The sequence below is a fragment of the Aureimonas altamirensis genome (assembly GCF_001463885.1).
Taxonomy (GTDB): Bacteria; Pseudomonadota; Alphaproteobacteria; order Rhizobiales; family Rhizobiaceae; genus Aureimonas; species Aureimonas altamirensis.
On the sequence record NZ_BBWQ01000001.1, the window covers coordinates 13,987 to 35,203 of the forward strand.

Here is a 21,217-nt window from a genome sequence, read left to right on the forward strand (position 1 = left end):
AGAAAGCGGAGCGGCTACCGTTGTTTGGACTCGATTATTCCTGGCTTCTGGATCCTGTCTACCAGCGGTGGCTGCTTCGCGGCATCGTGACGACCCTTGAGCTTGCCGCCCTGTCATCGGCCGTCGCGGTCATCGCAGGCTTCCTAGGGGCCCTCGTTCTTTCGCTGCGCATCTGGTGGATCGATGCCGTGCTGGAGCCCTTCGTCGAGCTCTTTCGCAACACGCCGCCGCTGCTGCAGATGCTGTTCTTCTACTTCACGCTGACGCAACTGGGCTTCCGGGTCGAAGACCCCGTGACCGGGTTGACGGTGCCCTTGTTCAGCGCCTTTGCCTGCGCGGCAATATCGCTGAGCCTGTTCGGCGCGGCGCTTTGCATCGAGGTTTTCCGCTCCGGTCTGGAAGCTGTCCCCAAGGCGACGCGCGAGGCGGCCCGCTCGCTCGGCTATGGACGCTGGAAACTGTTTGCGAACGTCGAGTTGCCGATCGCCACACGCATCGCGCTTCCCTCGCTGGCCAACGTCCTGACCAACCTGTTCAAGACCACGTCGCAGGCCTCGGTGATCGCGGTGCCCGAACTCATGTATTACGCCGGCCAGATCTACAACGACACCTTCCGCACACTGGAGGTGATGACCTTTGTGCTGGTGATCTACGTCGTCCTCGTCAGCATCCTGGCGGGCGCGATGAACCTTCTGGAGCGGGCGTTGGCCTTTCCCGGTTACGGAAAGGGTTCGTAGATGATGAGCCTGACCTACAACGAAAAGAAGCGCCTGACGCAGGCGATCCTCTTTGTCCTCCTGATCGGCTTCGTCATCCAGGACGCGATGACGGGCGGATCGCAAAGCTGGCAGCGCGTCTTCGCACGGCTCCCGCTTCTTCTGACGGGGCAAAGTGGCGGATGGCCCGTGACGGGCGGCTTCCTGCTGAACGTGTTCATCAGCATCGTCGCCATGCTCGTCGCCTCGATCCTCGGCACGATCCTGGCCCTCGGGATGCTCGCCCAGACGGCGAAACTGCGCTTGCCCGCATTCTTCGTCATGAACTTCCTGCGCAACTCGCCCTGGATCGTCCTTCTGTTCGCGATGCTTTATCTGCTGCCGTTCCGCATGAACCTTTTCGGCATACAGATAGAGTTTCCGGCCGCCGCCAAGGCCATCATCGGCCTTAGCCTGCCTGTTGCCGCCAACTTCGCCGAGATCGTGCGCGGAGCGGTGCAGTCGATCCATGCCGGCCAATGGGAATCGGCACGCTCGCTCGGTTACTCCACCGGGCAGATCTACCGGCGCGTGATCTTTCCGCAGGCCCTGCGCCGGATGATCCCCGGCTGGATGAACCTGTACGCCATGCTGATGATCGCAACCGCGCTCGCCACGGTTACCGGCACGCAGGAGGTGGTCACGCTGCTCCGCACCACACTCTCGATGGAAAGCCCGACCACCCTTGTCTACTTCTACGTCACGGTGCTCCTGATGTTCCTTGCCTATTGCTATCCGATCGCCTGGCTCGCACGGCGGTTCGAGACGTCCATGAAGGGAGACGCGCTATGAGCCCGCAGCCGGCGCCTCTCATCCAGATCCGCGATATCCACAAGTCGTTCGGGAGGATCGAGGTTCTGAAAGGTATCTCGCTCGACGTGACGAAGGGGGAGGCGGTCTGCATCATCGGGCCATCCGGCTCGGGAAAGTCGACCATCCTGCGTTGCATAAACGGGTTGACGACGATCGACAGCGGCCAGATCCGCGTCGGCGACCATCATGTCGAGCGATTGCACAGCGAACGCGCGATGCGGCCTCTGCGCCGGCAGGTTGCCATGGTGTTCCAGCAGTACAACCTCTTCCCGCATAAGACCGCGCTCGAGAACGTCATGATGGCGCCGATCCAGGTGCTGGGCCACGACCGCGAGGAGGTCCGTGCCCGGGCGCTTGCCAACCTTGCCAAGGTGCGCCTCTCGGGTAAGGAGGACCACTATCCGGGCGAGTTGTCGGGCGGGCAGCAGCAGCGCGTGGCAATCGCGCGGGCGCTGGCCATGCAGCCCGAAATCATCCTCTTCGACGAGGTGACGGCAGCGCTCGACCCCGAAACGGTCAAGGACGTTTTGACCGCGATCCGCGATCTGGTCGAAGACGGCCTGACCTGCATTCTCGTGACCCACGAGATGCGTTTTGCCCGCGAGGTCGCCGACAGGGTCTGTTTCACCGACAGGGGGCTGATCGTCGAGAGCGCACCGCCGGCGGAGCTGTTCGACAGCCCGAAAGAAGAACGGACCCGCGAGTTCCTCGCGCAGATCCTATGACCGCCAGATTCTCAGGAACGCCGCAGCTATGAGCGCCTCCACACCCTCTGACATCTTCGCGACCGACTTTGCCGAACGTCCCTACTGGTGGGACGCCGCGCCGCCCGAAGAAGACCTCAACGCCCTTCCGGCCGCCGTGGATGTCGCCATCGTCGGCTCGGGCTATGCCGGGCTGTCCGCTGCCGCCGAACTTGCCCGCGCGGGGCGCTCGGTGGTGGTGCTGGATGCCGACGCGCTCGGGGCCGGCGCCAGCACGCGCTCGGGCGGGATGGTTTCGAGCGGCCAGAAGCTCGTCGTCGGCGGCGCGATGAAGGGCGTCGATCAGGCGTTGTTCGCGCGGTTGATCGAAGACTCGATCGGCTCGTTCGAGCATCTGAAGGCCCTGGTCGACGGGGAGGGGCTGGACGCCGACCTCAAGATCACCGGCCGCTTCTTCGGCGCGCATGGCACTAGGGCGAAGAAGCGCCTTGACGATATGGGCCATGCGCTGCGCACCATGACCGGAGCGACCGTGCACTCCGTCGCCCGCCAGGATCAGCACAGCGCCATCGGCTCGGACTATTACCATGGCGGCATCGTTATCGACGATTATGGCGGCCTGCATCCGGGTAAGTACAACCGGGCGCTCCGCGATCTGGCACGCCGGCGCGGTGCGATCCTGCGGTCTCATGCGCGCGTTCTTGGTATCGACGATAGCGGAACGGGCAAGACGGTGAGGACCGCCCGGGGAGACATCAAGGCGGGCGAAGTCGTCATCACCACCAATGGCTACACCGACCGCAAGGCGACACCGGAGCTTGCAAGGCGGCTCGTGCCGGTCAAATCCTATCAGATCGCGACCGAACCCCTGCCGCCGGAACTGCTTGCCGAGCTGATCCCCGGCGCACGCATGGTGTCGGACACGCGGCGCGACATCATCTATACGCGCCCATCGCCCGATGGCACGCGCCTGCTTTTCGGCTCGCGTCCCGGCATTCTGGACAGGCCCGACCGCGAGGCGGCATTGGGCCTCTACAAGCGGATGGTCGAGATCTGGCCGCAGCTTGAGGGCCGCAGGATCACGCATGCGTGGAGTGGCTTCGTGGCGATGACGCGCGACAAGGTCGCCCGCATGGGCACTCTCGACAACGGCGTGTTCGCGGCCGGTTGCAACGGCAACGGCGTCGCGCTGATGACGTATCTCGGCCATCAGACCGCCCTCAAGCTGCTGCGCCGTCAAAACCGGCCGGCGGCCTTCGACGGACTGCCGCTCGACGCGATCCCGGCCTATGACGGCCGGCCCTATTTTCTCCCGGTTGTCGCCGGCTGGTATCGGGCGCTGGATGCGGTCGATCGCCGCTTCGACAACCCAAGCCGCTAAGCAGACTGGCCGGAGATCCACTCGAATGTTCGATCATGAAGTCGCCGTCATCGGGCTCGGCGCAATGGGAAGCGCCGTCCTGTATCAACTTGCGAAGGCCGGGGTGGATGCTCTCGGCATCGATCGCTTCGCGCCGCCGCATGTGCAGGGATCGAGCCATGGCGACACGCGCATCACGCGGATGGCGGTCGGCGAGGGCGAGGATTACGTTCCCTTCGTTGTGCGCTCTCATGCGATCTGGAAAGAGCTGGAGGCGGCTACCGGCAATTCGCTCCTGAACGAATGCGGAGCGCTCATCGTCGCGCCGGGCGATCTGAAAAGTTCGCACCACGGCAAACCCGACTTTTTGGCGCGGACCTTTGCGGCGGCCGAGCGCTTCGCAATTCCGCATGAGCGGCTGGAGGCCGGCCAGATCCGAGCACGCTTCCCCCATCTTTCGGGGATTACCAACGACGCCATCGCCTACTTCGAGCCGGGCGGCGGCTTCGTGCGTCCGGAACTGTGCATCGAAACGCAGCTCGGGGAGGCACGCAGGCATGGCGCCCATCTGAAGACCGACACGACGGTGCTGGCGATCGAGGCGATCGACGGCGGCGTGCGGATAGAGACGGATGGGGCTGCGATCCGCGCGCGGCGCGTGGTCGTCTGCGCCGGCGCCTGGAATGCGGCGCTGCTCGGTGCGCCCTTCGACGACCTTCTTTCAGTCAACCGGCAGGTGCTCCACTGGTTCGAGCTCGAACGTCCCGAAAGCGCCAGCGAACCTGTCATCATCTGGATGCACGGCGCCGGCGACAGCGATTACTTCTACGGCTTCCCACCGCTGCCGGGAGAGGGCGCGCAGAAATTCGCGACCGAGACCTATCGCGAGACGACCACCGCCGACGCGATCGATCGTCAGGTACTGCCCGCAGAATCGGCGGAATTCTTCCGAACGCATATCGCGCGGCGGGTTGCGGGTGTCGGCCCACGGGTGGTGAAGGCGGCGGCGTGCCTTTACACAATGACGCCCGATCGCGGCTTCATTCTGGATTGGCATCCGCGGATGAAGGACGTCTTCGTGGTCTCGGCCTGCTCCGGACATGGGTTCAAGCACTCTGCCGGTATCGGCGAAACCGTCGCACGGGAAGTCACCCGTGGAGGCGAAACCGAGCTTCGGCCGTTTACCGTGTCACGCTTCGGCCGCTGAGTGAACGGACGGAAGCGCCAGTCGGCACAGCCTTACCCTATCCGGAACCTCGTTGCATCGCTGCCGCCACCGTTGGCCTCCGCCTCCTCTGACAGCGCCTCGGCGGATGCAGAACAAGGCCGCGGTTGGAGTTTGACCTCTGCATCATGTTAAGGCGGGCTGACGAACCACGAATTGAGGCCTGATGCTACGATCCATCTACGATTGGACGATGACGCTGTCCGCCAAACCAAAGGCTGCCTACGCGCTGGGAGCAGTCTCGTTCGCGGAAAGCTCGGTTTTCCCCATTCCTCCGGATGCGCTGCTGGTCCCCATGGTGATCGCGGACCGTCGCCGGGCCTGGTCGTTGGCGCTCCTGTGCACCGTTACGTCCGTTCTGGGCGCGCTTCTCGGCTATTTGATCGGCGCGTTCCTTTTCGAGGAGGTCGCTGAACCGCTGCTGGCCTTCTACGGCTACGCCGGCAAATTCGCGGACTTCGCAGAAACGTACAACGCTTGGGGCGCCTGGATCGTTCTCATCGCCGGGGGGCTTACGCCCATCCCGTTCAAGGTCGTCACTATCGCAAGCGGCGCGACGGGGCTCGACATCGGTCTCTTCGTTCTGTCGAGCATCGTGGCGAGGGGCACACGCTTCTACATCGTTGCTGCCCTGATCTATCGCTTCGGTCCGCCCGTCCGGGCCTTCATCGAGAAGCGTCTCGTGATGGTCTTCACGCTTGGCGTGCTGGCCGTTCTGGCGGGTTTCGCCTTGATCCGGCTCGCTACCTGACGCGTGCCCGTGGGCGTATGCACCGGGACACGACATGAAACGCCGCGCTCAGCGCTTCCATCATCAACCGCTCGATGACCTCTATCCCGATCGCGCTCAAGCCCGTTTCGTTGCCGGGGGTCGCTTGGCTTCACCCATCGCGACTTTCTCCCACTCTAGCCGAAGGCCGCGATCACGGTTTCAATCGGCATAAACAGCGTTCTGCTGTCCGCCGGACATTCGGTGAACTCCGCGCAAGCCATGTAGAAGCGCTTCGCGTTGTCGTCCTTGGCTTGAACCAGTACTGCGCCGATGCCGATGCTTTGGGACGCAACCGCAATGCGGCGCAGGGCATCTGACAGGATGTCCGCACCGAGGCCATGACCCGCATAAGCGCGGCTGACCGCGAGGCGTCCGATCACCGAGACAGGAATGACATCAGGCGCATTGCGCCGAACCTTGCCCGGCGCGGCCGCCCGTTCCACCGATCCGGCGGCTATGCAGAAATAGGCGGCCACCGCATTGCCGTCGCAGACGACATAGGTACGTGAAAATCGGCTTTCGTTCTTCAGCGCCCGATGCTTCAGCCACTCGTTCAGAACCGGCTCACCGCAATCGAAAGCCGTCAGGTCATGGTTCGCTGTCAGGGGAGCCGGGGCCGAGAGCTTCGTTTGCGAACGCGCGGGATCGGGGGTTACGTTTCCCAAGCCGGAACTCGGCGCAACAGCGCGCGCAGCTTGGGTCCGGGCGCCGGGGGATTGTCGAGCGCATGGATGAAAGCGTCATACCTATCCGAATCCAGCACGAACAGGCGCTGATCCAGCAACACGTCGATCGCCAGAGATCGGGCGCTGTCGATCATGAACTCGGTGCGAGTCTTGCCAAGGATCGCCGCAGCATCGTCGATGAGCTGGCGCGTATGAGACTCGATGCGCAGATTGATGCTGCCCTTGGCTTCGGGCGACAAAGGACGCTCCGCAACCGCCACGGTCGCAGGACGCATATGGTCCGGAGAGGATGCGCGAGCCTTTATCATGGCCAAGAAAATGGTGGAGTGTATCCACAATGTCAATACGGCGGTGTGGGTCTATTGGCGGTCATGGCGTTGCGCAACGGGCCGCGCTTTCGGCTGCGCCGGAACCACGCCCAGGGCGCGTTTCCGCCATTCGGCTTCAAGTGCGGAAACCGGCTGTAATTGGCGTGCCTAGAGCCTTACTGAAGTGGTGTGAGCTGGCGGGAGGGAAACGAAGAAGGCGAGAACTACACCTACGCTATAGCCCTCCTTAATACCGATTCCGATGGGTAGTGGGGCTTGAGACGTTGCTGCATGCGTGGCTCTGGTTTTTACGTGGATGCTTCGCAGCGCACTGGCCAACGATGCTGTAGCGCTGTTCAGAAACTTGGGAATAATCCGCCCGATCAATGTATTAGCGGCCTCGGTGTGTTTCCATTCTCTGCCATTCCAGCGATACGCTGTGAATGTCAAAACCTCCGCATAAATCCCGATCCGCCTCGTTCACCAACCCCAGCCAAGCGGTTTCAAGCCCAAAGCGCCGCCGCCCGAAGCACGATGTGTCCACCTGGACGGTTACTGACGACTGGCCCGAAAAGGTGCCGATTACCGAAGCGGAAATCGAGATATTCGAGCGCTACTTCGGTGATGTCTTCGATGAGCTTTTCGGTTCGATCGATTCTATCGACAGGTCGAAGCCATGACCGTTGCAAGCAGCGGTGAGCCTCTGCGAGCCGCGCTTTATCTGCGCGTTTCCACGGCTCGGCAAGCTGAGCACCATGTCTCCATTCCCGATCAGCACAGACAGGGCGAAGCCTGGTGCGCCACGCATGGCTATGAGCTTGTCGAGACTTTCGCGGATGCTGGCGTCTCGGCAACCAGCGACCGCCGGCCCGAGTTCCAGCGTCTGATCGAAGCGGCGAGCGAACGGCCAGCCCCATTCGACATTATCCTCGTCCATTCCTTCAGCCGCTTCTTCCGCGACCATTTCGAGCTGGAGTTCCATATCCGGAAGCTGGCGCGCAATGGTGTGAAGCTGATCTCGATCACCCAGGAGGTCGGTGACGACCCCATGCAGGTCATGATGCGAAGGGTCATGACCCTGTTCGATGAGTACCAGTCGAGGGAGAACGGCAAGCATACGCTCCGCGCCATGAAAGAGAACGCCCGCCAGGGCTTCTGGAACGGCTCGTTGCCGCCGATCGGATACCGCATTGTCGAGGCCGAACGACGTGGGGCCAAGGTCAAGAAGACATTGGCCATCGATCCCATGCATGCCGATACGGTACGCCTGATCTATCGCCTGGCGCTATCAGGAGATGGAACCACCGGGCCGATGGGCGTGAAGGCGATTGTCGAATATCTCAACGACCGGAGGATATGCACCCGCGATGGTGGTCGCTGGGGCATCGGCCAAACCCACAAGATATTGACACGCACGACCTATGTTGGCCGACACCGGTTCAACATGCATGGCAAGGGCAAGACGCGCAAATCGGACGATGAGGTGATCACAGTGGCCGTGCCGCCGTTGATCGAACAAGCCACTTTCGATGCGGTTCAGGCGCATCTGCGCGCCCGCAACCCAAAAGCCCTTGCACCACGTCTCGTCAACAGCCCGAACATGCTGACCGGCCTGATGCACTGCGCGCAATGCGGAGGTCCCATGGTCATGCGCACCGGCAAGGCGGGGCGCTATCGCTATTATGTCTGTCAGAAGAAGGCGCGGACAGATACGTCCAGATGCAGCGGTATCGCAATTCCGATGGATGCGCTCGATACGCTGATCGCCGAGCATATGACAGCACGGCTGCTGGACCGAAAGCGCCTCAAGATCATCCTGATGCAAATCCTCCAACGCCGTTGGGAACAGCTAGAGCGTGACGGAAATGACCGGCTGGACGAATTGACCCGGCGTGGTGAGGAAGTGCGTCTGCGCCTGAAACGCCTTCTTAAGGCGATTGAGATGGGGGCGCTCAACCTCGGCGAACCAGCGTTGCAGGAGCGCTTGGCATATCTTCGAGCCTTGCAAACCCGAACGGCGAAAGAAATCAGAAGCCTTCAGGCTGAGCTGAATCACACTAGCACTCTGGCCATTTCACCCTCATTGCTACGCAGGATCATCAAGGCAGCAGAGCAACGCCTGCTGGAGCGGGGGCATGGTTTTCGTCGCAGCTACGTGTCCGTCTTAGCAAAGCAGATCGTTACTGAGGCGGGAAAAGTGCAGATTGTGCGTGCGAGACAATAGGTATCTCACATGTCAGATGCACACGGCTGCTCAGCGCCCGCTAATCGGACATTGGAGGGTTACCGATGGTAACCTGAAAGCGGACCATATCGAATGGCATCAACAGCATGAGCCGTCCCGGAGGAAAGCCGTAGGGCCGGCGCATAAGGAGGCGACTTAGCTGATTTCTTGCTGGGCTCCCGGATGCGGTCTGCTAACATTCGCCTATGCTGAAGCGACTGGCCGATAATCTGGAACAACTCGATCTCGCCCTCGAACATCTCTCGAATGGGGATGCGAACAACGCGCGATTTGCGCTGATGCTGACAGATAACGCGGTCGAACTGACACTACACCAGATCGCCCTTCAGTATTCCGGCCGGCGGCAGAGCTGGATGCGCGATAGCAAGCTTGAGTTCGAGCGCGAATTGAACGCCGCTCTCGGGCGCCACTTTGATGCCAAGGTGAAACTGGCCAGGCTGCTCGGTCATCTGCCCGGCGCCGTTAGCGAAACCGTCACGACCGTCCACGGTTATCGGAACGAAGTTTATCATGTCGGTCTCGAACATGAGGAAATCCTGCCGGCGCTCAGCCGGTTTTACTTCTCGGTCGCATGCGATGTGCTGGCCAGTTTCAAGCCGATGGGCATCGGCTGGAGCTCCAATCAAAAACTCCCCGAGCGGGCAAAGAAGTATTTCTCCGGGAAAGACCGTTTCATGCCCGGTACGCGGGAAGAGTATTACGAAGCCTGCCGCAGGCTGAAGGATCAGGTTGCCAACGGGCACGGCTTGCTGGTTACGGCCCTTGCCGGCCATATGGAGCGCGTGATCGACGAAACCGACGGATACATCGAATACCTAAAGGGCGGCTACCCGCGGGACAAGCAACCGACCCGCAATGAGATACTGGTCGAGTGTCAGGCGTGGCCGATCACGTTCAGCGACGACGGCAAGGCTTTTGTCCGGTCAAATCCGCCGCCTGAAAAGAACATTCATGGAATCGTGCAATGGGTCGGTGCGCAATATCCGAACCTCATTCGGACAGATCCGGTGCCATCCTGGCGGAAACGGCTAGAGGCAGTCCGCCGCGAACGGGATGCCCATAGCGCCCTGAAAAAATACCAAAGTTTCATGGATCAGACCGCACAGCTTCGCGACTGGATCGGGGAATCCACGGCCGCGCTGGATGCGCATGTGGAAGAACAGATCGACCGGATGCGCGGCAAATAGCCAACTACTTAATTGTTTGATTTGCTGACGAATTTTGTGCCAGACTTTCACGAAACGAAACGAAACAAGCGTGCGTATGTCCTCCCGGCCATTGTTACAAAAAGGGATAGCCGAGCTCGAAAAGCTCTTCGATCAGAACCGCGATGATCCGCAGTTTCTGAAAACGCTGATCGCCGAATTGTCCGAACGGACGGTGCCGAGGGCGAAAGATTTGGAACGAAGGGCGCTTCAGGCCGCGTCCGTCCGTCGCGAACCACCCAAAGCAGAAGCAGAAAGCCATGCCGTGCGCGAGCCGCGCATGCGGGTCGCGGCATTTTCGCCGGCGACCGCCACATCTCTGCCCGAACCGCCTGTTCGCCCGGCCGAGCCCATCAAGGAACCGCCGATCCGGGAGCCGGTTCGCCCAGCCCCGGAGCCACCGCCTGTCACAAATAAGGCGACGGATATTCTTGGCGCGTGGACGGCGATGGAGGTGTTGTCACCCCCATCATTTCGCAAGCCCGAAGACCTGGCCGGCGGAGACCGCTCCCGTATCGCGCCGCTGGACAAGGGTAAGCTGCCCTGGGAGGGCGACGGCGAGCGGAGCCGCCCCAACCAGAAGCTCTATTACCAGATCGTTCTTGGCACCATCGACATGGAGACGGCGGTCTCATCGCTGCTCCAGGTTTATGCCGACAGCCGGATCGAAAAACCTTCGGCACGGGGAGAAGCCGTGCTGGCTACGATAATGGTCGACCGTGAGGGTAGGCCGGTGGAGACCGATGCTGTCGCGATCTCCAGCTTCGGCTGGGGTGTTCCCGTGTCGTTGACCGGGAAGCTGCGCGATCTTGGAACCTGGTCGCAGGCGGAACAGCGGCTGGTCGAGCAGCTCGAAAAAAAGATCGTTTCCGAAGACAAGGACGGCAAGCCGTTACCGCTGACGGCAAAGGCGATCGATGCCGCCTATCGGTGGCTGGTGGAAACACTCGGGCTCGATGCGCATTTTGCAAAACAGCCCATCTTCGCGGTCCGCTCCTACCAGTATTTCAAACTCCAAGACCCGCCTGAATCGATCCTGCTGAACTCGTTCTTCCTTGAGGACCTTGCCAGTGCCGCCGCCCTGACCGGCAACGGCAAGAGCACGGTGAACCTCAACCGCTATCTCGGCACGACAAAACCCAAGACGCGGCGGAATCTGATGAAGGACAATCAGGCCCTCGCGGAAGCACTGGAGCCTGGAAAATTCCCGCTTGGCGCGTGGCCCGGCAGCGGACGCCACCCGCTGGTCATGCTCCAGCAATGCGCCATCAATCTTGCCATGAAGGACCTGACATCGGACGGCATACTGGCCGTCAACGGACCTCCCGGAACCGGCAAGACGACGCTCTTGCGTGACATCGTGGCGGCGATCGTCACGAAGCGCGCGGAGCTTCTTTGCAAGTTCGACGACCCGGAAGACGCTTTCGTGCCGTCGGGCCAGAAGCTGAAACGGGGCAACGCCTTCATCCATCTCTACAAGCTGGATGAAAGACTGCGCGGCCACGAAATCATCGTCGCCTCGTCGAACAACAAGGCCGTCGAGAATGTCAGCGCGGAACTGCCCGGCATGGGTGCCATCGCGGACGATGCGACGGGCCTGCGTTACTTCAAAACGGTTTCGGACGCGCTTCTGGAGCGCGATAGCTGGGGCGTGATCGCGGCGGTGCTCGGCAATGCCAGAAACCGGAGCGATTTCCGCCAGACATTCTGGTGGGACGATGATGTCGGCTTCCAGCGCTATTTGCAGCAGGCGAGCGGCAATCCGCAATTGATCACCGAGAAAACCGAAAACGGAACACGGCAACGCCCTCCTGTCATCGTCGAACAGGAGAACGCGCCGGAAGACCATGACGAAGCGCTGAAACGTTGGCGCAAGGCGCGGCAGAGATTTACGAAGACATTGGCCGAAGCGAAAACCGCGCTCGCCAATCTGCAAGCCATCCGTGACCTGTTGATCGCGATCGCGAAAACCCAGGCAGGCATCGTCAGGATCGACGCTGAGATTGCCTCGCGCCAGCCTGCGCTGACGCAGGCAGAGCAGACGGCCCATGATGCCGCCTCGCTCCAGGAGGACCAGGAAAAACTGGTTCTGGCGCTGAATCAGAATGCCTCCAGCGCAATGCATTCCAGGCCCGGATTCTGGAGCCGCCTTTTCGAGACGTCGGCCTTTCGCGCCTGGCAGGCCGAGCACGGCGTATTGCTCGCAAGGCTCAAGGAGGCGAAGACCCGCTTAACCTCGTTGAAGGCTGACGCCGATGCCACCGCGGCCGCATATTCCCGGCTAAAGGCAGTGGCCGACGATATGCAGAAAATAAGATCGGGTTTGCTCGCAACGCTTGAGCGCGATCAGGCGCGCTATGCCTCGCTCTCGAAGCAATATTCCGGCATTTACATTTGGGAAGAGTTTTTCGAAAAACGGCACGCCGACAAGCAAAAGGCGGCGCCGTGGCTTGATGAGAAGACGGCAAGGCTGCGTCACGACGTGTTCGAGGCCGCGATGGAATTGCATCGCGCCTTTATCGATGCCGCGGCGAGACCTGTACGGCACAATCTGAATGCCCTGATGGACGGGTTCGGCGTCCGCTCGCTCGGGAACGCCGAACGGGATGCGCTGATCCCGCATCTATGGTCGACCCTGTTCCTTCTGGTGCCCGTAGTATCCACGACCTTCGCGTCCGTCTCCCGCATGTTCGGCAGGATCGACCCTGAGGAGTTCGGCTGGCTCCTCGTCGATGAGGCCGGGCAGGCTTTGCCGCAGGCGGCCGTCGGGGCTCTCATGAGAACGAGGCGCGCCGTCGTGGTGGGCGATCCGATCCAGATCGAGCCCGTGGTTGTCCTGCCCGATCAGTTGACGGAAGCGATGTGTCATCAATTCGGGATCGATCCATTGATCTACAATCCGCCCGGCGCATCGGCGCAGACCCTGGCGGACAGCGCGACCGAATATTTCGGCACTTTCGAAACGAAGTTCGGCACCCGGGAAGTCGGTGTTCCGCTCCTGGTTCACCGGCGTTGCGATGATCCGATGTTCTCGATTTCGAACATGATCGCCTATGAAAACCTCATGGTGCAGGCGAAGATGGCCAAAGCCTCAGCTATCCGGGATATTCTCGGTCCGTCGCGCTGGATCGACGTCGAAGGGCGCGGGCAGGAAAAGTGGTGCCAGCAGGAAGGCGAAGCGCTGCTGGGGCTGCTGTGGCAGCTTCGGGACAAAGAAATCGCTCCGGACTTCTACATCGTGACACCATTTGTGGTCGTGCAGGACCGGATGCGGGAAATGTTGCGTACCAGCGGCCTGCTGGATGGCTGGGTCGAAAACCCCTTCGCCTGGGTCTATGAGCGCGTGGGCACCGTCCATACGGTACAGGGCCGCGAGGCCGAAGCGGTGTTCTTCCTTCTCGGGGCGCCAAGCGCCGAGCAGCGCGGAGCACGCTGCTGGGCCGGAGGGCGGCCGAACCTTCTGAACGTCGCCGTGACGCGCGCGAAAGAATCCGTCTATGTCATCGGCAACCGGTCGCTATGGAAGAGCGCGGGCGTATTCCAGTCACTGGATGATTTTCTAAGATAATCCATGAAAAACGCGAAGAAGGAAAATAAAGAAACGGCCCCGCTGGATTCAGCAAAAGCTGAAACGCGAGCCGGCGGAGCAGCGACGGCTTCAGGCATGAATTTTCAGGCCGCCGTCACTGCCGTTGCGGTCATCCACCTGGCCCGTGGCACGCCGGTTGGCTGGCTGGATGGATTGGCGAACGATGTTCCTGTTGCGGTTCTGGCTGAGACGGCTGGCGCAGGTGACGATATCCAGATCGAATGCATCGGCGGCGAGATCGTAGAGGCACAGATTAAGCGGGGATTGTCAGTTGGCAGCCGATTGTGGGAGCCGCTCATTGCGCTCTCACGGGCAATATCCGCCAATGAAATCAGCTTCGGCGTGCTGGTCGTCTGCCCGGTAAGCAGTCAGACCGTAGGGACCCAACTCGCGCAGGATATTGTCAGGCTGGGCTCCGGCGCCAGCGACCGTCTTTCACAGACGGGAGCCAAATTTGTTGCCAAGCTTAGAGAGAACAGCCTCGACGCTCAGACGGTATGCAAGCGGCTTCGTATCGTCCGAATGCATTGCCTGAGAAACGACGACGCTTCCGTCAAAGCCGCGCAGGCGGAACTCGCTCATATCTGCGCCCGCAAAGACCAGGTTCAACAATCATGGGATCGATTGTACCGGGACGCTCATTCCCTGATTGAAATGAGAGGCCGGAGAACCGCAGTATCAGTGTTGCAGGTTCTGCGATCAGCGGCAATCGAGGTTGCAAGCCCGTCAAAAGCAGGTCCGGTCACAGAAATCGAGGCATTAACGAAGTGGCTTCTTTCGACGACGGGTGAATTCTTCGTGGTCGGCTCCGATACCTCGCTTTCGCTCGACACAGACTGGATAAAAGTCAGCGTACAGGTTTCTGACAAAGAGGTTGCGAGTGATCGGGATTTGGCCAAGGCTCTCGAAGAGTACCATGCTTGGTATGAAAAGGACCCACCCGGAAACAGACGGTCACTGATCGAGCCAGATACGCTGGGATTATTCTATCCTCATTGCGTGATCGTTGGCGGGCCCGGCATGGGCAAGAGTCTCTTGCTGAAGCGCCTCGCACGCGAATACGCAAAGAGATCTCACCCCGTTTTGAGGATCAGTCTTCCGGCTTTGTATGCTCGTATGAAGCACCATGGCAGTGGATTCGAGGAGGGCCTGTTCTCTCTGGGGCTCGACAATTCCGGACTGTCGGTGGCGGGCTTGGAACGCAGAGGACAGAACTGGGTCCTGATATGCGATAGCCTCGATGAATGCGGCCATGACCAGGAGATCGTGACCGACGGGCTGCTCAAATTTGCGGCCAGCAATCCTGGATGCAAGATAGTCGTAGCGACCCGTCCAGTCGGCTATCGCCGGTCATTGCTGGGCAAATGGCGACACTACGAGCTGCTCCCGCTTGAAACGAATTTTGTGCCTGAGCACCTAGCTACTTTGATTTCTGGCCTGTTTAGCGGCGATAAGCAAAAGGCCGATCCTGCCATCAAGTTCGCGCGCAGCCAGATTGAAAACAATGATACGGCCAAACTAGTCGCCAGGAGTCCTCTGCTCCTGAGCATGATTGCGACTCTCGCTGCAAACGGCACATCGATCGGCACAACAAAATCGCGCCTCTATCAAAGTTTCTTTGAACTGATCGACACGGCCTCGGCTCGAAAGCCGGCCAACGCCACCGTCACACGTCCCGTGCTCGATAGATTTCTCCAAGCCGCCGCCTGGACGATCCTGACGGAGACGCTGCCGTCCAGTTCCGCGGTGATTGATGCGGCGGCGGCCGTGCTGATGTCGGAATTGCAATGCTCGTCATTGAAAGCGAAGTCGACCGCAGCGGATTGCCTAACCTATTGGCAACAGGTCGGCCTGCTTGAACTGGTATCGCACGCCAGCGCCGAGACCATCACGTTCATTCACAGGTCATTTGCCGAGTTTGCGGCGGCCGGTTTTTTAGGCACCCTCCCCAAAGCGGAATGTACGAGGGAAATCGGGTGCAAGATCGATCAGCCGCCATGGCAAGAGGTTTTGAACTTCGCCGCCTCCGGCGGGCTAGTAAACGAGATCATTGATGCATGCGATCTCGCGAACATAGAGTCGCTAAAACGGGCGCTCTCGCTTGCAGCGGATTCGGATGCAGAAGTTTCGCATAGCCGACTAAAGCTTCTGGTCGATCGTGGATTTGATCACGTCAAGGGAGAACGGCGAGACCAGGCGCACGCGGTCGGGTCGCTGTTGGAACGAACAAGCAGACGGTATCCGGAGGCAGTACGGGACACGGCAAGCTCCTTTATCAACGCAAGCCGGCCCTGGACGCGTTTGGTGGCATGGGCGTGTCTTGTCAATTGCGGAAGCGATGCCATCGACTTTAACGCCCTGACCGATGCCTTGCTTCAGTTGCCGAAATCGGTGGAACTGCAATCGTGGAATTCGCTCGGCGGATTCAGGCTGGTAAAGGACGACGGTCATGAATTGCTTGCGTCGTTGATCCTGGCAGGTTGCCGTATCGTTCTGGAGCGCTGCTCCCCGGAGGAAAGCGATCGGATCGTACCTGAAATTCTATCGGCCAAGGATCTCCACACGCTTGGCTTTTACCAGCGGATCGAGCCTCTCTTACGGGAGTTCGGGAAAGATTACGATATCGGAGGAAGCCGCTCAGCGTTCTCGCAAGGGCTGGGTTGGAACACCGAGGGATACAATGAGGCGTGGGACGCCTTTTTCCACCATCTGTTCATGATTATCGGTGAAGCCGGCAAGGCGACGGACGTGACGCCTGTGAGGGATTTAGAGGATCTTCCTTATGTCAGCGCATTCTTGCAGATGACATCGTTTTGGGAGTTGCCCGCGAGCAATGTTTGGGCTTGGGCTCGGGAATTCGACCGAGATGCTGTCAGGGAGGTCGTTGCCGGAGCTTTGAAATGCAGCGGCGTGCCTGAAGACTTGATCGCACGCGATGCCAGCCGGTTTACGGCGGCGCAGCCATTGGCTGAGAGAGGTACTGGTAGAATAACCGCCTTCGGTCATCTACCGACTGTCGATGTTTGGGAGATCGACTACACGAAGGTGGATGCGGCTATCCTTGACCTTAGAAAACTGGAAGCCGCGCTGTACCATCGTTGCGAGTGGACCATTCAGGTCGCGGTGAACCTGTTGATCCGGAAAGCTGACAGTGCGGCGCGCCGGGGTATTGTCGAGAGAGTTCTAAAGAACGGCAGGGGGATTACGCTGTGGGCGGCAGCAGCCATTGCAGAAAGTTTGGAAGTCGGGAGCCGCGTTGAAATTCTAGGCGAGCGCTTGCGCCAACCGTTGTGTAGCGGATGCGAATACGTGATGTCGGCGCTAGAAGACGACCTCGCTGCCGGCAACGAGGCATACGACCTCCTCCGTCATTGTTTGATGGCTGATGATGTGTCCGTGGCTGTTGAGGCTGCGAAAGCCGCATTGCGATTGTCGGATACGGCAGGTGACGACCTCATGGCTGTTCTGTCGTCTGCTTATGAATTCTGGCTTGAACACGAGGAGCCTTATCCAAAGGGTGGCGGCACTGTTCCTCGCAGCCCAAGGCCAACCTTGCTCCAGGCTATACAAAAGACAGAGCCGGTTTCAGACAGTAAGCTATTCGAACTTATCGCAGATGATCGCTCCGACGTTCGCGACCTTGCTGAAAAATGGCTCATCGGCCGCATGGCCATAGCGGATGAAGTTCGCACTGACTTTCTGGGTGGTCTTGAGCGCGCTGGTGTAAAGCCAAGATTTCTTACCGCTGCGCTTCGCGAGAATGTCCCTTTCTCCGGCGCGCAATTGACCCGTATTCGCAGCTTGCTGAACGATCCCAATGCTGAAATGCGGTATGCCGCAATGGGCGTTCTTCTCGAAACCTATCTCGCGACAGAAGACATAATAGCCCACGCGTCAGCGCTGGTGAGTGATAGCGAACAGGATATCCGGGATCGGGCTCATCGCATCAGGCATAAACATTCCAAGGCTGCAGCCGAGGGAACAACGGCAAGACCACGACCACCTATTGCCGCGCGGACTACGTTCGACGAAGCATAGTATGCCGACATGCCCTCCAATTCAGCCGACTGTCGTCATTGCCGACGATCCATTTCTGGCCGCTCGGCTGTCATGCGCCCTGTCGCGAAGTAAGACCTACCTTACTGTCCTCGATGGACCGCGCATGACCCGACCAGATCATGCATCTGAAGTGACGCGACGAAACAATGCTATTGCCCGTGTTCAACCCGATCGTACGCTCCTTGCTGGCCTGCCCAACGAGGGCCGTAAGTCAATGATGGCCGCGCTACCCCGCGATCATACAGAAGTCGTGGTCGATGAAGATGTTGCAGCTTTGATCGTCGACCGCAAAATCCGCGACAACGCCCCCCTGCAGTGGGGCAAGGAGGCGATCGGTCTAGGACTGCTTCGGGCTCTTTACGAGCGCCGCATAATCGAATTTGGCGACCATCCCTCACCGACTAATTCCGTCAAACCCCACTCAGATCATCTCGTTATCTGCGAAGTGAGCGAACCGCTCTCCGAAGTGATTGCCGCGAACTATGCCTACTCGATGGGGGCTGGCCTGCACCTCATCAGTGAAACAGACGAAGCAGAATGCAAAGATCTTCTGGAGTCCTACTATGGTATCTACGAGCCGGGCGTCGATCAGGAGGCCGTGCGCAGCCGCCTGCAAGAACGGCTGCGCGGGCTTTGCGGCAAGTTCGATCTGCCAGTCCGTGGTTCGCTAACCTTTATCACTAGGTGGCTTCCTTTTGGGGTCGCGTTCCCCGAACTGCCTTCGACCCATCTCTTTGTATATCCCGATCTCGGTATCTCCATTGTTAACGGTTTTGCAGCGGAGCAACGAGGCACGCGCGGCACAAACGTGGCTGTCCTAGTCGACCCAGGAAAGGTACGAGCCCCCGAGATGGAAGCCGCAGCCAAAGTCTTACCTCCGCGCGGGATATTCGTACGCGGCTACAGCGGCAACGGTGCCACCGTCCGCAACGTCACCGAGATGGTCGATCACTTTCCTTATGATCTCCTGATCTTTGCAACCCATTGTGGCGACGCCGACGGTTGGCGCTGGACCTACCAGTACAAAGACAGCGAAGGCATCGACCGGACTCTCGTTGTCGAGATCGCCATCGGCGTCGCAAGTACCAACGATCCCGAGATGCTGCAGGTAATGCAGTACGTGCGGTTTGTTTCGCTTGATGGTGTCGACTGGAACGACCCGATCGCCAAGAAGGACCTCTATGTCGGCACTGCAATTATAGATTATACGAACCGAGAACGCGATGATCCTAATTGGGAACCTGTCCACAGAGAGGAGATTCCGCGCGTCATCGGGTCGGCTGCTATGGCGATGGCGGATAACAATTACATCGCTATGCCGCGTTCACTCGCTTGCGAGGGTAGCCCCATAATTGTCAATAATGCATGCGTTTCTTGGCACGAACTCGCCGGACGCTTCATGTTCACCAATGCGCGCGCGTATATCGGTACGCTTATGCCTGTCGCTGATCTTGAGGCCGAGGCGATTGTCGTGCGGTTACTCGACAAGCATTTCGGCAAACCCTTATGTCATGCTGTTTGGTCGGCACAGAACGCGACCTACGGTACAAAAAGTAACCGCCGTCCCTATGTCGTCACGGGCGTCTATCCGCAGGGATTAAGGACAACTCTCGAGGATGCTCCTCGCCGCATCCTTGATAGGCTCATCGACGCAGCAAGGCATTGGCAGCGTAGCTTGGATCGGGTGCGGGGCGACGAGCGCCTGGAAAGGGACATTCGCGCGATCCTTGCCTATCATGAACGTGAGATACAGGCGTTCCGCAAGCGTTGGGTCCGGGCAGACTAAGACGCGCCCAAGCTGTATGAACAAGCAGCGGCTTTTAGGCAATTGTGATGAACATTGTAGCCACCATTTTTTGAGTCGGCACCAGAACGACAGCTATCTGCACGACTGCCGTCAAGACCTGACAGTCCGGTTACGGCCCCAACACGGTCGGCGGCGAGTAAAGTAGTCCGCAGCCTTGGGGACAGTGGGCGACTTTGGCGTGAAAACGGCGGTGATCGGCGGCTTGATATCTCACCCGGTGGTATGCGGTGATCGGCGGCAATATCGCACTATAGAGGGCAATCGGCGGTGTTTGGCGGAGGGAGGGGGATTCGAACCCCCGATACGGTCTCCCGTATACACACTTTCCAGGCGTGCGCCTTCAACCACTCGGCCACCCCTCCGTCGGTTCGCGTCGGCACCGCCTCCGAAGAGGCGGGCGTGCCATCCAGCCTGTAAAGGGAAGATGCATCCGAACCGGTCGGCGCGGACTATAGCCAGAACCGCTTCGCGTTCAAGTCTCCGCGAAGCGCTGCGCGAACTTTCTTTTGGCGCACGCCGCCGCAACCGGGTAATCTCGCCGTAACCATCGCTACGATAGGTTGTGCCGGCCGCGGGCGTCGCCCGGCGGGCTCGAAAAACAGGCGGGAACAGGCCTCTACTCATGATCCGCTTCGCGCTTCGATTCGTCGCCTTCTTCGTTCTGGCCGCAGCCTGTGTGCTGGGCGTCGGCGATGTCGCGCGATCCCTTGCCGCATCGGACTTGCGGTTGATGGAGCTTGCCGAAGCGGCCAGGCTGGCCGCGCCGCACATGCCTGTCGGCCTGCCGGCCCCCAGCGGAACCGGCGCCGACATCCTCGCATGGTTGTGGGCGCAGACCGCGCATCTGCCGGCTGCGCCGACGCTGGCCGTGCTGGCGCTGTTCCTGTTCGGAGCCACCGCCCGCCCGTCCGCCATCCGCCGGCGAGCGGCCCTGCGGCACTGACGGCCTTGCCGGCCGGCCCGGCGCATCCCACATTGGGGCCCTCACCAAACGAAAAGAAGCGAGGGTCGCATGTCCATTCTCGACCGTCTCCTGCGCAAGTCCGAAATGCCCGAAAAGGGCGCGGCGCTGCCAGGCCGCGACACGCCGGCCGCCACCGCGGAGAAGCACTACGTCACCGGCGAAAGCCTCAAGGGCTCCTGGCCGCAGGGGGCGCGGACCGCCTTGTTCGGGCTTGGGTGCTTCTGGGGCGCGGAGCGCCGCTTCTGGCAGGCGGATGGCGTCCTCGGCACGGCCGTCGGCTATGCCGGCGGATACACGCCCAACCCGACCTATGAGGAAGTGTGCAGCGGGCGTACCGGCCACAACGAAGTCGTTCTCGTGACCTACGATCCAGCCAGGATCAGCTTCGAGCAACTGCTGAAGCTGTTCTTCGAGAGCCACAACCCCACGCAGGGGATGCGGCAGGGCAATGATGTGGGCACGCAATACCGCTCCGGCATCTATGTGGACGGGCCGGAACAGCGGCAGGCCGCCGAACGTGCCCTTGCCGCCTACCAGACGGCGCTGACCCATGCCGGCGTCACGGCGAAGATCACGACCGAGATCGTCGATGCGCCTGAGTTCTTCTACGCCGAGGCGTACCACCAGCAATATCTGGCGAAGAACCCGAACGGATATTGCGGCCTGGGCGGCACGGGCGTCTCGTGCCCGATCGGCCTTGGAGCGGTTGCCGCAGAGTAACGACT

16 protein-coding genes and 1 tRNA gene are annotated in these 21,217 nt (G+C 60.3%); 14 read left to right on the forward strand and 3 right to left on the reverse strand.

The features are described 5' to 3' along the window. Positions 1–20: 20 nt before the first annotated feature. The 6 genes from AUL31_RS00080 (at position 21) to AUL31_RS00105 (ending at position 5,608) form a co-directional block, all read left to right on the forward strand. Positions 21–737: an amino acid ABC transporter permease gene (locus AUL31_RS00080; protein WP_060599779.1), complete on the forward strand. Its 717-nt coding sequence runs from the start codon at positions 21–23 to the stop codon at positions 735–737. After that, entirely contained in the window at positions 738–1,547 is an 810-nt protein-coding gene (locus AUL31_RS00085; RefSeq protein WP_060599781.1) for an amino acid ABC transporter permease, read from the forward strand. Then, on the forward strand, positions 1,544–2,293 hold the full coding sequence (locus AUL31_RS00090) for an amino acid ABC transporter ATP-binding protein (protein WP_060599782.1): 750 nt from the start codon (positions 1,544–1,546) through the stop codon (positions 2,291–2,293). The genes AUL31_RS00085 and AUL31_RS00090 overlap by 4 nt, the downstream gene beginning before the upstream one ends. A gap of 28 nt (positions 2,294–2,321) precedes the next feature. Next, positions 2,322–3,653: an NAD(P)/FAD-dependent oxidoreductase gene (locus tag AUL31_RS00095; RefSeq protein ID WP_060599784.1), complete on the forward strand. Its 1,332-nt coding sequence runs from the start codon at positions 2,322–2,324 to the stop codon at positions 3,651–3,653. Positions 3,654–3,678: 25 nt separating this feature from the next. Continuing rightward, complete coding sequence (solA, locus tag AUL31_RS00100) at positions 3,679–4,839, forward strand: N-methyl-L-tryptophan oxidase (protein WP_060599786.1); 1,161 nt, start codon at positions 3,679–3,681, stop codon at positions 4,837–4,839. Positions 4,840–5,023: 184 nt separating this feature from the next. Beyond that, positions 5,024–5,608: a YqaA family protein gene (locus tag AUL31_RS00105; protein ID WP_060599787.1), complete on the forward strand. Its 585-nt coding sequence runs from the start codon at positions 5,024–5,026 to the stop codon at positions 5,606–5,608. Between the two features lie 155 nt (positions 5,609–5,763). Here the strand turns inward: AUL31_RS00105 and AUL31_RS00110 are convergent, their stop codons facing one another. Beyond that, on the reverse strand, positions 5,764–6,294 hold the full coding sequence (locus tag AUL31_RS00110; RefSeq protein WP_060599788.1) for a GNAT family protein: 531 nt from the start codon (positions 6,292–6,294) through the stop codon (positions 5,764–5,766). Continuing rightward, the gene (locus AUL31_RS00115; RefSeq protein WP_060599789.1) at positions 6,282–6,623 is read right to left on the reverse strand and encodes a type II toxin-antitoxin system TacA family antitoxin; all 342 of its coding nucleotides are present in this window, start codon (positions 6,621–6,623) and stop codon (positions 6,282–6,284) included. The genes AUL31_RS00110 and AUL31_RS00115 overlap by 13 nt, the downstream gene beginning before the upstream one ends. A 443-nt stretch (positions 6,624–7,066) precedes the next feature. On the opposite strand from AUL31_RS00115, the gene AUL31_RS20445 reads away from it, so the two are divergent. The 6 genes from AUL31_RS20445 (at position 7,067) to AUL31_RS00145 (ending at position 19,507) form a co-directional block, all read left to right on the forward strand. Then, positions 7,067–7,303 carry a hypothetical protein gene (locus tag AUL31_RS20445; protein ID WP_192842505.1) on the forward strand — a complete coding sequence of 79 codons (237 nt, stop codon included), beginning with the start codon at positions 7,067–7,069 and terminating at the stop codon, positions 7,301–7,303. Further along, on the forward strand, positions 7,300–8,847 hold the full coding sequence (locus tag AUL31_RS00120; protein ID WP_060599790.1) for a recombinase family protein: 1,548 nt from the start codon (positions 7,300–7,302) through the stop codon (positions 8,845–8,847). The genes AUL31_RS20445 and AUL31_RS00120 overlap by 4 nt, the downstream gene beginning before the upstream one ends. 206 nt (positions 8,848–9,053) lie before the next feature. After that, positions 9,054–10,055: a hypothetical protein gene (locus AUL31_RS00125; protein WP_060599791.1), complete on the forward strand. Its 1,002-nt coding sequence runs from the start codon at positions 9,054–9,056 to the stop codon at positions 10,053–10,055. 76 nt (positions 10,056–10,131) lie between these two features. Further along, on the forward strand, positions 10,132–13,641 hold the full coding sequence (locus tag AUL31_RS00135; RefSeq protein ID WP_073468948.1) for a DEAD/DEAH box helicase: 3,510 nt from the start codon (positions 10,132–10,134) through the stop codon (positions 13,639–13,641). Between the two features lie 3 nt (positions 13,642–13,644). Beyond that, a complete protein-coding gene (locus AUL31_RS00140) occupies positions 13,645–17,700 on the forward strand; it encodes an NACHT domain-containing protein (RefSeq protein WP_082646706.1) in 4,056 nt (1,351 codons plus the stop codon). Between the two features lie 124 nt (positions 17,701–17,824). Continuing rightward, a complete protein-coding gene (locus AUL31_RS00145; RefSeq protein WP_143190084.1) occupies positions 17,825–19,507 on the forward strand; it encodes a hypothetical protein in 1,683 nt (560 codons plus the stop codon). 293 nt (positions 19,508–19,800) lie between these two features. Here AUL31_RS00145 and AUL31_RS00150 read toward each other — a convergent pair. Next, positions 19,801–19,890 (reverse strand) — tRNA-Ser (locus AUL31_RS00150). Positions 19,891–20,150: 260 nt separating this feature from the next. On the opposite strand from AUL31_RS00150, the gene AUL31_RS00155 reads away from it, so the two are divergent. Together AUL31_RS00155 and msrA are read left to right on the forward strand one after the other, a co-directional pair. After that, positions 20,151–20,471, forward strand: coding sequence for a hypothetical protein (locus AUL31_RS00155; protein WP_060599801.1), 321 nt, complete (start codon positions 20,151–20,153; stop codon positions 20,469–20,471). Between the two features lie 69 nt (positions 20,472–20,540). Further along, the gene (msrA, locus tag AUL31_RS00160) at positions 20,541–21,212 is read left to right on the forward strand and encodes a peptide-methionine (S)-S-oxide reductase MsrA (RefSeq protein ID WP_060599804.1); all 672 of its coding nucleotides are present in this window, start codon (positions 20,541–20,543) and stop codon (positions 21,210–21,212) included. The last annotated feature ends 5 nt before the right edge of the window (positions 21,213–21,217 follow it).

Coding starts and splice junctions, on each gene's coding strand:
- AUL31_RS00155 (WP_060599801.1), top strand. CDS start 20,151: ATGATCCGCTTCGCGCTTCGATTCGTCGCCTTCTTCGTTCTGGCCGCA.
- AUL31_RS00140 (WP_082646706.1), top strand. CDS start 13,645: ATGAAAAACGCGAAGAAGGAAAATAAAGAAACGGCCCCGCTGGATTCA.
- AUL31_RS00120 (WP_060599790.1), top strand. CDS start 7,300: ATGACCGTTGCAAGCAGCGGTGAGCCTCTGCGAGCCGCGCTTTATCTG.
- AUL31_RS00090 (WP_060599782.1), top strand. CDS start 1,544: ATGAGCCCGCAGCCGGCGCCTCTCATCCAGATCCGCGATATCCACAAG.
- AUL31_RS00145 (WP_143190084.1), top strand. CDS start 17,825: ATGACCCGACCAGATCATGCATCTGAAGTGACGCGACGAAACAATGCT.
- AUL31_RS00115 (WP_060599789.1), bottom strand. CDS start 6,623: ATGATAAAGGCTCGCGCATCCTCTCCGGACCATATGCGTCCTGCGACC.
- solA (WP_060599786.1), top strand. CDS start 3,679: ATGTTCGATCATGAAGTCGCCGTCATCGGGCTCGGCGCAATGGGAAGC.
- AUL31_RS00085 (WP_060599781.1), top strand. CDS start 738: ATGATGAGCCTGACCTACAACGAAAAGAAGCGCCTGACGCAGGCGATC.
- AUL31_RS00125 (WP_060599791.1), top strand. CDS start 9,054: ATGCTGAAGCGACTGGCCGATAATCTGGAACAACTCGATCTCGCCCTC.
- msrA (WP_060599804.1), top strand. CDS start 20,541: ATGTCCATTCTCGACCGTCTCCTGCGCAAGTCCGAAATGCCCGAAAAG.
- AUL31_RS00105 (WP_060599787.1), top strand. CDS start 5,024: ATGCTACGATCCATCTACGATTGGACGATGACGCTGTCCGCCAAACCA.
- AUL31_RS20445 (WP_192842505.1), top strand. CDS start 7,067: ATGTCAAAACCTCCGCATAAATCCCGATCCGCCTCGTTCACCAACCCC.
- AUL31_RS00095 (WP_060599784.1), top strand. CDS start 2,322: ATGAGCGCCTCCACACCCTCTGACATCTTCGCGACCGACTTTGCCGAA.
- AUL31_RS00135 (WP_073468948.1), top strand. CDS start 10,132: ATGTCCTCCCGGCCATTGTTACAAAAAGGGATAGCCGAGCTCGAAAAG.